The sequence below is a fragment of the Brachybacterium sp. P6-10-X1 genome, from assembly GCF_001969445.1.
Lineage (GTDB): Bacteria > Actinomycetota > Actinomycetes > Actinomycetales > Dermabacteraceae > Brachybacterium.
On sequence record NZ_CP017297.1, the window covers coordinates 4336435 to 4348960 of the forward strand.

Genomic DNA, 12526 nt, shown 5'->3' on the forward strand with positions numbered 1-12526 from the left:
CCATGCTGCAGATCACGGCACGGGAGATCGCCGACATCACCGGCGGTCGCCTGGTGGCCGGAGCCACCGGGGACGAGCTCGTCACCGGGACGGCCCGGATCGACTCCCGCGAGGTCGTCGGCGGAGACCTCTTCGCCGCCTTCCCCGGGGAGCACGTCGACGGGCACGGGTACGCCGCCGCCGCGCAGCAGGCCGGGGCCGCGCTGGCCCTGGTCTCCCGGGAGACCGCCGCCCCGGCGGTGCTGGTCCAGGACGTCCGCACGGCCCTGTGGGATCTCGCCCACGCCCAGCTGGAGCGCGCCCGGGGCGAGAACCCCGAGCTGGTGGTCCTCGCGATCACCGGCAGCGCCGGCAAGACCGGCACCAAGGACCTGCTCGGCACGATCCTGCGCACGGCCGGCGAGACGATCGCCCCGGCCGGCAGCTTCAACAACGAGCTCGGTCTGCCGCTGACGGTGCTGCGCCTCACCGCGAGCACCCGCTTCCTGGTCCTCGAGATGGGCGCGCGCGGCATCGGCCACGTCGCCCAGCTGACCGCCATCGCCCGCCCCGACATCTCCCTGGTCCTCAACGTCGGCAGCGCCCACCTCGGGGAGTTCGGCAGTGTCGAGGGAATCGCGCGCGCCAAGGGCGAGCTGGTCGAGGCGCTGACCCCTGCGGGCCGCGCCGTCCTGAACGCCGAGGACCGCCTGGTCGCCGCCATGGCCGAGCGCAGCAGCGCCCCCGTCCTCACATGGGGCTTCACCACCGGTGAGGTGCGCGGACAGGAGCTCACGCTGGACGACGACGCCCGCGTCGCCTTCACCCTCGTCGTCCCCGAGGGCCTGCGGACCCTGGGCGGGACGCCGATCACGGCCGGCCGCTTCGCCGTCCGGCCCGATCTGATGGGCGAGCACCAGGCCGCGAACGTCCTGGCCGCCCTGGCCGCCGCGCTGAGCGCCGGCGTCGACCCCGGCGCGGCCGCGGCCGCGCTCGACGGGGCCAAGCTCGCCTCCGGCCAGCGGATGGAGGCCCTGCGCGCCGGCGGGGTGCTGGTGATCAACGACGCCTACAACGCCAATCCCGATTCGATGCGCCAGGCGCTGAAGACCCTCGCCCACCTCGGACGCGGTCGCCGCACCATCGCCGTGCTCGGCGAGATGCTGGAGATGGGTCCGGACACCATCGCTCTGCACGACGAGATCGGCCGTCTCGCGGTGCGGCTGAACATCGGCCAGCTGTACGTGATCGGCGACGGCGCGGCCCCTATCCACCACGGCGCCAGCCTCGAGGGCAGCTTCGGCGGGGAGTCCGAGTACCTCGACACCGCGGACGACGCGATCACCGTGCTGAAGGAGACCCTGGCGCCCGGCGACGTGGTGCTCCTGAAGTCCTCCCGGGACGCCGGCCTCCGGCAGATCGCCCGCCCTCTCATCGACCATCTGGGACGATGTGAGACGCCCGAGGGACGGGCGGACGGAGGGGACGACGCATGATCGCGATCATCATCGCGGGAGCCGCCTCTCTCGCCCTGTCCATCCTCGGCACCCCGCTGTTCATCAAGCTGCTGGTCAAGAAGAGCTACGGCCAGTTCGTCCGCGACGACGGCCCCACCTCCCACGCCACCAAGCGCGGCACGCCCACCATGGGCGGTGTCGCCATCATCCTGGCCACCTTGCTCGCCTACGGCCTCTCCCACCTGCTCACCCAGACCTGGCCGAGCGTCTCGGTGCTGCTGGTGCTGTTCCTCATGGTGGGTCTCGGCGTCGTCGGCTTCCTCGACGACTACCTCAAGATCGCCCAGCAGCGCAGCCTGGGGCTCCGCCCCCGCGCGAAGCTGCTCGGCCAGTTCCTGGTCGCCACGGCCTTCGCCGTGCTCGCCCTGCTGTTCCCCGACGGCACCGGGAACACCCCGGCCTCCACGCAGATCTCCTTCGTCCGCGACATCGAGTGGCTCGACCTCGCCTTCGCCGGGACCGTGGTCGGTTTCATCCTCTTCGCCATCTGGGCGAACTTCCTGGTCGCCGCGTGGTCCAACGGCGTGAACCTCACCGACGGGCTCGACGGTCTGGCCAGCGGGGCGACCATCATCTTCACCGCCGCCTATCTCGTCATCTCCTTCTGGCAGTGGCGCCAGGTGTGCAACGTCGACCTCGACGCCGGGGGAGTGGTGCACTGCTACGCCTCCCGCGATCCGCTGGACGTCGCCGTCCTGTGCGCCGCGATCATCGGGGCCTGCGTCGGCTTCCTGTGGTGGAACACCTCGCCCGCGAAGATCTTCATGGGCGACACCGGCTCCCTCGCGCTCGGCGGCGCGATCGCCGGACTGACCATCGTCTCGCGCACCGAGGTCCTCGGCGCCATCATCGGCGGCCTGTTCGTCCTCATCTCGCTGTCGGTGATCATCCAGGTCGGCAGCTTCAAGATGACCGGCAAGCGCGTGTTCCGGATGGCACCGCTGCAGCACCACTTCGAGCTCAAGGGCTGGAACGAGGTCACCATCGTGGTGCGCTTCTGGATCGTCGCCGGCATCCTCGCCGGCGTCGGCCTGGGCATCTTCTACCTCGACGCCCTGCCGAGGCTCACCTCATGAGCGCGCCCGTCGCGGATCGTCCCTGGCCCGGACTCGACGTCTCCGGGGTGTCGATCCTGGTCGCCGGGTTCGGCGTCTCCGGCTACGCGGTGGCCGACCAGACCATGCAGCGCGGCGCCGACGTGCTCGTCGTCGACGGCGCCGAGACCCCTGAGATCCGCGAGCGTGCCGAGGTCCTCGAGGTCCTCGGCGTCGAGGTCCGTCTGGGCGGCGAGCACGCCCTCGTCCTGCCGAGCGACCGCGCCGTCGACCTCGTGGTCACCTCGCCCGGCTGGCGCCCCGACCAGCCCTTGCTGGCCGCCGCGGCCGCAGCGGGGATCCCGATCTGGAGCGAGGTCGAGCTGGCCCGGCGCATGCAGAGCGCCGACGGCCCCGACTGGCTGGCCGTCACCGGCACCAACGGCAAGACCACCACGGTCACCATGCTCGAATCGATCCTCCAGCAGGCGGGACTGCGCGCCGTCGCCTGCGGCAACGTGGGCCTTCCCGTGATCGAGGCGGCCCTGGACCCCGAGGGCTTCGACGTGCTCGCCATCGAGCTCTCCAGCTTCCAGCTGCACTGGACCGAGCACCTGGACTGCGAGGCGGCAGCCGTGCTGAACGTCAGCCCCGACCATCTGGACTGGCACGGCGGTGCCGCGGAGTACGCCCGCGCCAAGGGCCGGATCTTCGAGGGTGTGAGCACCGCCTGCGTCTACAACACGGCCGACGTGATCACCCGGGAGCTGGTCGAGGACGCCGACGTCCGCGAGGGCGCCCGCGCCGTCGGCCTCACGCTGGGATCCCCGGGGCTCTCCGAGCTCGGGGTCGTCGACGGCATGCTCGTCGACCGGGCGTTCCTCACCCAGCGGCGCACGTCCGCGGCGGAGCTCGCGACCCTCGAGGACCTCGCGCACCTGGGCCCGCAGGGCGCCGGCCCCCACGTCGTGCTCGACGCCCTCGCCGCCGCGGCCCTGGCCCGCGCCCACGGCATCCAGGCGATCGCGATCCGCGACGGGCTGCGGGCCTACCGGATGGGCAGCCACCGCGCCCAGCTGCTGGCCACGATCGAGGGCATCAGCTACGTCGATGACACCAAGGCCACCAACCCCGCGGCCGCCTCCGCCTCGCTGCGCGCGGCCGAGCGGATCGTGTGGATCGCCGGCGGCGACACCAAGGGCGCGGACCTCGACGAGCTCGTCGGCCAGGTCCGCGACCGGCTGGTCGGGGTGGTCCTGCTGGGGGCCGACGAGCGGCCGTTCACCGCTGCCCTGACGCGACACGCCCCCGAGGTCCCCGTCCGCCGGGTCGATCCGGGTGACACTGACGACGTCGCCGGGCGCTCCCGACTCATGGAGGACGCGGTGCGGGCCGCACGATCCCTCGCCTCGGCCGGGGACGTGGTGCTGCTGGCACCGGCCGCAGCCTCCATCGATCAGTTCCGTGACTATGCGGAACGGGGGGATCTGTTCGCGGCGGCCGTGACCCGAGGGCCAGGAGCGAGCTCATGACGATCGAGGAGACCCGGCGGGATGGCCGACGGTCCACCGGTGTCGTCCGCCCCGACGAGGACCAGCCGCTGGGCAACATCAGCTCCCGCATGCGCGAGGGGGTCGGGTCCTGGCTGAGGTCCCCGGCCCTGGACTTCTACGGCCTGATCGTCATCGGAGCCCTGTTGATCAGCGTCGGGCTCGTGATGGTGCTGTCCTCGACCGCGGTGCTGAACATCGCCAAGGGCAACTCCGGCTATGCGGGACTGCTGCGCCAGGGCACCTTCGCCGCCATGGGGCTCGTGCTGCTGGTCGTCGCCGCCTGCCTGCCCCCGGGCTTCTACCGCAAGGCGGCCTGGCCGTTGTTCGGGATCGGCCTCGCGCTGCAGTGCCTGGTGTTCGTCCCCGGACTGGGCGTGGCCGTGGACGGCAACCGCAACTGGGTCAGCATCGGCGGGCAGACCCTGCAGCCCTCCGAGTTCCTCAAGCTCGCCCTCGCCGTGTGGCTGGGAGCGCTGCTGTCCACCAAACGTCCGCTGCTGCACAAGCCCGGCCACCTGCTCTTCCCGCTGCTCCCGGGGGTGGTCCTCGCACTCGGCCTGGTGATGGCCGGCCATGACCTCGGCACCATGATGATCATGGCGATGCTCGTCGCGAGCGCCGTCTGGGTGTCCGGCGTCCCGCGGCGCTGGTTCATGGCGGCCGGCGTGGCGGGGGCCCTCGGGATCGTCGCGATGACCGTCACCAGCGCGAACCGCATGGCCCGCATCGGCAACTGGCTCCACGGGGTCTGCGAGGGCGATTCCTGCTACCAGTCCGACCAGGGGCTGATGGGCCTGGCCGAGGGCGGCTGGTGGGGCGTCGGCCTCGGGGAGTCCCGCCAGAAGTGGGGGCGCCTGCCCGCCGCCGAGGACGACTACATCTTCGCCATCATCGGCGAGGAGCTCGGGCTGATCGGCACCCTCGGGGTGCTCGCCCTGTTCACGGTGCTGGCGCTGCTCATGTTCCGCATGATCACCCGCATCGACGACCACTTCCTGCAGATCACCATCGCCGGCATCAGCGCCTGGCTGCTCGGTCAGGCCTTCGTGAACATGATGGTGGTCACCGGCCTCCTGCCCGTGATCGGTGTGCCGCTGCCGTTCATCTCCTCCGGGGGCTCCGCCCTGCTCGCCTCCATGACGGCGCTGGGAGTGCTGATCTCCTTCGCCCGCCGTGAGCCCGGTGCCCCGGAGGCGATCAGCGCCCGCCTGGGATCGGTGCGCCGCTCCATCAGCGTGCTGCCCGCCCCCCGGGACGCCGCGTCCTCCTCGCGTCCCCGCCGCGCGAGCCGCGCCAAGGGCACGAAGCGCGCCCCCGGATCGAACCGCCCGAAGCGCGCGAGGGGGTCGAAGCGCTCGACCCGTCGGACGGGTCGATCCTCGGCGTCGTCCTCCTCGTCCGCCTCGTCCTCCTCGTCCCGAAGGACCCGATGACCACCCAGCCCCCGCCCCGCATCCTGCTCGCCGGGGGCGGCAGCGCCGGACACGTCTCCCCGCTGCTCGCCACCGCCGCCCAGATCACCCGCCGCAGCCCCGAGGCCGAGGTGCTCGTCCTGGGCACCCCGGACGGCCTGGAGACGGACCTCGTCCCGGCCGCCGGCTACGAGCTGACCACGATCGAGAAGGTCCCCTTCCCGCGCCGCCCCGACGCCGCCGCGCTGCGCTTCCCCGGGCGCTTCGGCGGCACCCTCCGCCACGTCCGCTCCCTGCTGCGCGGGCGCGGCATCGACGTGGTGGCCGGCTTCGGCGGCTACGTGTGCCCGCCCGCCTACCTCGCCGCCGCCTCGGCGCGACTGCCCGTCGTGGTCCACGAGGCCAACCGCCGTCCCGGCCTGGCCAACCGGCTGGGTGCCCGCCGCGCCGCCGCCGTGCTCACGGCCTTCGAAGGCACCCCCCTGCCCCGGGCGCGCCGCATCGGCATGCCGATGCGCGAGGGCATCGCCCATCTCGATCGCGCGAGTCACCGCGAGGAGGCCGTGGCGCGCTTCGGGCTCGACCCCGCCCGACCCGTGCTGCTGGCCACCGGCGGCTCCCTCGGCGCCCAGCGGCTCAACGCCGCGGTCTCCGCGGCCGCCGAGGCCTTCACCGCCGGAGGAGCCCAGATCCTCCACGTCACCGGCCGCGGCAAGGCCGACGGGGTCCGGGAGCACCCCGGCTATCGGGTGGTGGAGTACGTCGGCGCGATGGAGGACGCCTACGCCGCCGCCGATCTCGCCCTGACCCGCTCCGGCGCCGGCACCGTCAGCGAGCTGACCGCCGTGGGCCTGCCCGCGGTGCTGGTCCCGCTGCCGATCGGCAACGGCGAGCAGGCGCTGAACGGCCAGGAGGTCGTGGCCGCCGGCGGCGCCCTGATGGTGCCCGACGCCGAGCTCGACGCCGCCCACCTGCGTGGCAAGGTGCTCCCGTTGCTGCAGGACGAACCACGCCGGCTCGCGATGGCCGAGGCCGCCCGCGCCTTCGGCATCACGGACGCCGCCGAGGTGATGGCGGACGTCGTGACCGGCGTCGCACGCCGAGCCTGATCAGGATGCCGAACCCGGCGGACTACGGTGATCCCATGACCTCCGACGCACCTTCGACCGGCCCCTCCGCGCCGCGCACGCCGCGCACGATCCTGCACCCCGGGGCCGTCATCTCCCGGGCCGACTGGCCCACCGAGGGCGAGGTCCGCTCCGTCCACGTCATCCGCATCGGCGGTGCCGGCATGTCCGCCGTCGGCCGCCTCGCCCTCGAGGCCGGACTGACCGTCAGCGGCTCCGATTCCCAGGACGGCCAGTTCATCGCCCCGCTGCGCGACGCCGGCGCCCGCATCACGATCGGTTTCGACGCCGCCGCTCTCGCCGACGACGTCGACGTCGTGGTGGTCTCCACCGCGGTGCGCGGGGACAACCCCGAGGTCCGCGCCGCCCGCGAGCGCGGGGTCCCCGTCGTCCACCGTGCCGCCGCCCTGGCCGGTCTGCTCGCCGACCGCGAGCTGGTCGCCGTCGCCGGCACGCACGGCAAGACCTCCACCACCGGCATGGCCGTCATGGCGCTGCGCGGTGCCGGCGAGGATCCTGCCTGGGCGCTCGGTGCCGCGGTCCCGGACCTGGGGCGCAATGCCGGCTTCTCGGCCGCCGCGGAGCTCGGGCAGCAGCCCGCCGCCGCGGGAACCGCGGTGATCGAGGCCGACGAGTCCGACGGCTCCTTCCTCGCCTTCACCCCGGCCTCCCTCGTGGTCACCAACCTCGAACCCGACCATCTCGACTTCCACGGCGACGCCGCCGCCCTCACCGCCGCCTTCGACGCGGCGGTCGCCCGGCTCCGGCCCGGCGGGACCCTGGTGGTCTGCACGGACGACACCGGTGCCCGCAGCCTGGGGGAGCGGGCCGCGGCCGACGGGGTCGCCGTGACCACGTACGGCGCCGACGCGGCGGCCGACTGGCGGATCCTGGACGAGCGCGGGGGCGCCGGGGGCACCGAGACCGAGCTCGAGACCCCGCACGGCCGCCTGCGCCTCGAGCTGTCCGTCGCCGGCCACCACAACGTGCTCAACGCCCTCGGCGCGCTCGCCGCGACCAGCGCCGTCGCCCCGCAGGCGGACCTCGGCGCGCTGGCCGCGGGCCTGTCCGCGTTCACCGGCGCCGCCCGTCGCTTCGACGTGGCCGGCGTGGCCGGGGACGTCACCGTCGTCGACGATTACGCCCACCATCCGCGGGAGGTCTCCGCGACCCTCGCCGCCGCCCGTGGCATCGTCGAGGCGCAGCAGCGCGGGGGACGGGTGCTGGCGGTCTTCCAGCCCCACCTGTTCTCCCGCACCCGCGACTTCGCGGCGGACTTCGCCACGGCGCTCGCGAGCGCGGACCGTGCCTGGGTGATGCCCGTCTACGCCGCCCGCGAGGATCCTGATCCGAGCACCGACGCCCGCACCATCACCGACCACCTCACCGATGACCGGGTCCGGCCCCTGACCGACCGGGACCAGGTCCCCGCCGCGGTGCGCGAGGCCGCCCGCCCCGGCGACCTGCTGCTCATGCTCGGCGCCGGGGACGTCGTGGAGACGACCCCCGAGGTGATGGCCGTCCTGAACACCCCGCGGGAGCAGGGGTGATGGCCCGCCGCCCCACGGCCCCGCGCCCCCGGACGGGTGCCCGGCGCCCCGCTGCTCCCGGACCACGGCGCCCCGCGCCGTCGGCTCCCTCCGCCCCGACGCCGACCCCGGCGGCCTCTCCCGCGAGCCCGGGCCCCGCGCCGAGGACTCGCCCCGCGGCGCGGCGGAGCACCCCCGTGGGCCGCTCGAGCCCCGCCCCGTCGCGCGCCGAGGCCACGCCCCCGGCCGACCCTGCGCCGGAGGGGGGCGGCGGCCGCGTGGTCCAGGCCGCCGGCCGCTTCCGCGAACTGGTCGCCGGCCGCCCCTGGCGCCGCCGTCGCCGCGCGATCCTCGCGACCGCCGCCGCCACGGCGCTGATTCTCCTCGCCGCCCTCTCCGCGGCGATCTTCCTCCCGGCCCTCCAGCTCCAGCAGGTGGCCGTCTCGGGACTCGGCTACGTCGAGGAGGACGAGGTGCTCGCCGCGGTGGAGCCCTACCGCGGCGACAGCGTGCTGCTGCTGGGGATCTCCGACATCGCCGCGGACGTCACCGCGGTGCCCGGCGTCCGCGACGCCGAGGTGGACCGCTCCTGGCCCGACGGCGTCCGAGTGAGCGTCACCGAGGCAGAGCCCGTCGGGGTGCTGACACGGCCCGACGGCTCCACCGCCGTGGTCGACGCGCAGGGGCAGGAGCTGCCCGAGGCCGCGGCCGACGGGGCGGATCTGGTGCCGCTGACGGTCGACCCCGGCGCCGCGGATCCCGAAGGGGCGGCGGTCGCCATGAGCGAGGTGCTGGCGAGCATGCCCGCGGACCTGCGCGGCTCGGTGCAGACGGTGACCGCCTCGAGCAGGAGCGACGTCCGCTTCGCCCTCGCCCTCGAGGACGGCGGCGCCCGCACGGTCGTGTGGGGCGACGCCGCCGACGCCGAGCTGAAGGCCGAGGTGGTCCAGGCCCTGCTCGCCGAGCCCGGCTCGGAGATCGACGTCTCCTCCCCGATGGCCCCCGTGACCCGGTGACGGGATTCTCGCGCCGCCTTCTCCGCCGGATCGTGACGCTCCCGACCCTGCCGATCCTGCACGGCCGACACGCGCCCTTTGTATTTGCGTGGGCGTGCTCCCGTCCCTAGCGTCAAAGGAAAGAAGAGGCGCCCCGAAGTCTTAACCTCAACTCGAGGTTGAGGGTTTTGGCAGTCGATGACCAGGCACGACGCAGGCCCCTTTTCCCCATCGAACGACAAGAGCAAGGACCCCAAACGTGGCCGGAACCCAGATCTCCCTCGCAGTCATCAAGGTCGTCGGCGTCGGCGGCGGCGGTGTCAATGCTGTCAACCGCATGATCGAGTCCGGGATGAAGGGCGTCGAATTCATCGCGATCAACACCGATGCGCAGGCGCTGCTGATGTCCGACGCGGATGTCAAGCTCGACGTCGGCAAGGACATCACCCGGGGACTCGGGGCCGGCGCCGACCCCGAGGTCGGCAAGCGGGCCGCCGAGGACCACGCCGAGGAGATCGAAGAGGTGATCCAGGGCGCGGACATGGTCTTCGTCACCGCCGGCGAAGGCGGCGGCACCGGGACCGGCGGCGCCCCCGTGGTCGCCAAGATCGCCCGCAGCCTCGGCGCGCTGACCATCGGCGTGGTCACCCGCCCGTTCACCTTCGAGGGGCGTCGCCGCTCCACGCAGGCCGAGTCGGGCATCGCCGGCCTCCAGGCCGAGGTCGACACGCTCATCGTCATCCCCAACGACCGTCTGCTCTCCATCGCGGACAAGCAGGTCTCCATGCTCGACGCCTTCAAGAGCGCCGACCAGGTGCTGCTCTCCGGCGTCCAGGGCATCACGGACCTGATCACCACGCCCGGGCTGATCAACCTCGACTTCGCCGACGTGAAGTCCGTGATGCAGGGAGCCGGCAGCGCCTTGATGGGCATCGGCTCCGCCCGGGGTGACGACCGTGCCCTGCAGGCCGCCGAGCTCGCGGTCTCCAGCCCGCTGCTGGAGGCCTCGATCGACGGTGCCTACGGCGTGCTGCTGTCCATCCAGGGCGGCAGCGACCTGGGTCTGTACGAGGTCTCCGAGGCGGCCCGTCTGGTCCAGGAGGCCGCCCACCCGGACGCGAACATCATCTTCGGCTCCGTGATCGACGACGCTCTCGGCGACGAGGTGCGCGTCACGGTCATCGCCGCCGGCTTCGAGGGGGGCGGCCCGGCCCCGCGCCAGGACGTCAGCCCGCAGCAGCGTCCGGCCCCGCGCCCCGAGCCCACCCCGGCACCGCGTCCCGCTCCTGCCCCGGCGGAGCAGCGCCCCGCCGGGGCAGGCGCCGGTGCGGCCGCCGCCCCGGGCGCCTGGGGGCTGCCGCAGCAGACCTTCTCGCCGTCGCGCCAGGGTCAGGCCTCCGCCGAGCCGGAGACCGAGGTGATGGAGCCCACCGAGGCAGATCAGGAGCAGCCGGCCCAGGGCGCACCGCAGCAGGCGCAGTTCCCGCCGCAGCCGGCCCCGCGCGCCCCCGAGCCGCAGCCGGCGCGGCCCCCGCGGATCGAGGAGCCGCCGTCGGACGACGACGACCTCGACCTGCCGTCCTTCCTCAAGTGACGAGCACTCTCCCGGCACGGGCCCCGCGACTGAGCGGGGCCCGTGCCCTGTTCACGGGGCGCGCCGGGGGAGTGAGCACCGGGGATCGCGCCGCGCTGAACCTCGCCCGTCACGTCGGGGACGACCCGGACGCCGTCGAGCGCAACCGGCAGCGGGTGGCCGCGGCGATCGGGGCGCCCCTGGTGTTCGTCGACCAGGTGCACTCCGCCGAGGTCCACGTCGTGGCCGGCCCCACCGGGGGCCACGACGCGGGAGAGGTCCCCGTCGTCTCGGCCGACGCCCTGGTCACCCGGCGCGCGGACGTGGCGCTGGCGATCATGGTCGCGGACTGCCTGCCGGTGCTGCTGGCCGACCCGGTCGCGGGAGTGGTCGGCGCCGCCCATGCCGGCCGTGCCGGGCTGCTGGACGGGGTGCTGGAGGCCACGATCTCCGAGATGCGCGCGCTGGGGTCCCGACCCGAGGACCTCACCGCCAGCATCGGCCCCTCCATCTGCGGGGCCTGCTACGAGGTCCCCGCGGCGATGCGCGAGGAGGCCGCCACCCGCCTGCCCGCCACCCGCGCCCGCACCCGCTGGGGCATCCCGGCCCTCGATCTGCGCGCCGGGGCGATCAGCGTGCTGCGGTCCGCCGGGGTCCCACCGGCCGCGATCGACGCCGAGCACCCCTGCACCCGCGAGGACGAGAGCCTGTTCTCGTACCGCCGACAGGCGAGCACCGGGCGGTTCGCCGGGGTGATCCGTCGGACCTGAGCGGTGCGACACGACCACGACACGCCGACCGCCTCCCGGGGTCACGGAAAACCCTGGGGTACTTTCAACGTGCAAGGGCTCCCGCGCACTCCCCGTGCTTCCCCGGGGCCCAGGTCAGCGCGAACAACAAGCTGGGAGAACTGCGATGGGCAACTGGCGCAACGCCATGGTCGCACTCGGCCTCGCCAACGAGGTCGACGACGAGTACTACGAGGACGAGCGGCTCCGTCAGGACGAGGCGGCCGCTCCTGCTCGCCGCACCGAGCGCGGCCCCGAGCCCGCTCCCGAACGGGAGGCCCAGGTGACCCCGATCCGACAGCGGTCGAACGTCGTGTCCATGGCCCCGGCAGTGGAGGAGTCGATGCAGCGCATCACCACGATCCATCCACGTTCCTACAACGACGCGAAGGCGATCGGCGAGTCCTTCCGTGACGGGGTCCCCGTCATCGTGAACCTCTCGGACATGCAGGACGGCGACGCCAAGCGCATGGTCGACTTCTGCGCCGGTCTGATCTTCGGTCTGCGCGGCACCATCGAGCGAGTCACCTCCAAGGTGTTCCTGCTCTCCCCGGAGTTCGTCCAGGTCGACGGAGACACCTCTGCCGACGAGGGCAGCTTCTACAACCAGAGCTGAGCGTTCTCGTGCAGATCGTCGCAGGGGTGCTGTACCTCGCAGTCCTGCTGTATCTGATCGTGCTCATCGCGCGCCTGGTCCTGGAGTGGATCCAGTCCTTCGCCCGCGAGTACCGCCCCAGCGGGCTCGTGCTGGTGCTGTTCGAGGTCGTCTACACGCTGACCGATCCGCCCGTGAAGGGACTGCGACGGATCATCCCCCCGCTGCGCCTGGGTGCCGTGGTCCTCGACCTGAGCCTCATGATCCTGCTCGTCGTGGGCTGGATCCTGCTGTCCGTGCTCTCCGCCTTCACCTTCTGAGGGTGATCGCGCCCCCGGTGCGTCGTGGGGCGCCCCCGACATCCGCTAGGCTGTCGGCACCGCGCTTCACCGCGCATTTCGATCCCAGACTGACGAGAAGGTGA

Annotated in this window: 11 protein-coding genes; all 11 read left to right on the forward strand. The window is 73.3% G+C overall.

Going from position 1 to position 12526, the window contains the following annotated elements; translation table 11 throughout:
- Positions 1-2: 2 nt before the first annotated feature.
- The 11 genes from murF (at position 3) to BH708_RS19355 (ending at position 12422) form a co-directional block, all read left to right on the forward strand.
- Positions 3-1475, forward strand: a complete 1473-nt coding sequence (murF, locus tag BH708_RS19305) for a UDP-N-acetylmuramoyl-tripeptide--D-alanyl-D-alanine ligase (RefSeq protein ID WP_076810559.1) — start codon at positions 3-5, stop codon at positions 1473-1475.
- Positions 1472-2572 carry a phospho-N-acetylmuramoyl-pentapeptide-transferase gene (mraY, locus tag BH708_RS19310; RefSeq protein ID WP_076810560.1) on the forward strand — a complete coding sequence of 367 codons (1101 nt, stop codon included), beginning with the start codon at positions 1472-1474 and terminating at the stop codon, positions 2570-2572. Before murF ends, mraY begins: the two co-directional genes overlap by 4 nt.
- A complete protein-coding gene (gene murD / locus BH708_RS19315; RefSeq protein WP_076810561.1) occupies positions 2569-4062 on the forward strand; it encodes a UDP-N-acetylmuramoyl-L-alanine--D-glutamate ligase in 1494 nt (497 codons plus the stop codon). The genes mraY and murD overlap by 4 nt, the downstream gene beginning before the upstream one ends.
- The gene (gene ftsW, locus BH708_RS19320) at positions 4059-5516 is read left to right on the forward strand and encodes a putative lipid II flippase FtsW (protein WP_076810562.1); all 1458 of its coding nucleotides are present in this window, start codon (positions 4059-4061) and stop codon (positions 5514-5516) included. Before murD ends, ftsW begins: the two co-directional genes overlap by 4 nt.
- Positions 5513-6604, forward strand: coding sequence for a glycosyltransferase (locus tag BH708_RS19325; protein ID WP_076810563.1), 1092 nt, complete (start codon positions 5513-5515; stop codon positions 6602-6604). Before ftsW ends, BH708_RS19325 begins: the two co-directional genes overlap by 4 nt.
- 35 nt (positions 6605-6639) lie before the next feature.
- Positions 6640-8172 (forward strand): UDP-N-acetylmuramate--L-alanine ligase, encoded by a 1533-nt coding sequence (gene murC / locus BH708_RS19330; RefSeq protein ID WP_076810564.1) that lies wholly within the window; start codon positions 6640-6642, stop codon positions 8170-8172.
- Positions 8173-8348: 176 nt separating this feature from the next.
- Positions 8349-9167 (forward strand): cell division protein FtsQ/DivIB, encoded by an 819-nt coding sequence (locus tag BH708_RS19335; protein ID WP_253705414.1) that lies wholly within the window; start codon positions 8349-8351, stop codon positions 9165-9167.
- 238 nt (positions 9168-9405) lie between these two features.
- Positions 9406-10740 carry a cell division protein FtsZ gene (gene ftsZ / locus BH708_RS19340; protein WP_076810566.1) on the forward strand — a complete coding sequence of 445 codons (1335 nt, stop codon included), beginning with the start codon at positions 9406-9408 and terminating at the stop codon, positions 10738-10740.
- Positions 10737-11489, forward strand: coding sequence for a peptidoglycan editing factor PgeF (gene pgeF / locus BH708_RS19345; RefSeq protein ID WP_076810567.1), 753 nt, complete (start codon positions 10737-10739; stop codon positions 11487-11489). The genes ftsZ and pgeF overlap by 4 nt, the downstream gene beginning before the upstream one ends.
- A 145-nt stretch (positions 11490-11634) precedes the next feature.
- Complete coding sequence (locus tag BH708_RS19350; protein WP_076810568.1) at positions 11635-12123, forward strand: cell division protein SepF; 489 nt, start codon at positions 11635-11637, stop codon at positions 12121-12123.
- Between the two features lie 8 nt (positions 12124-12131).
- Complete coding sequence (locus BH708_RS19355) at positions 12132-12422, forward strand: YggT family protein (RefSeq protein ID WP_076810569.1); 291 nt, start codon at positions 12132-12134, stop codon at positions 12420-12422.
- Positions 12423-12526 lie beyond the last annotated feature (104 nt).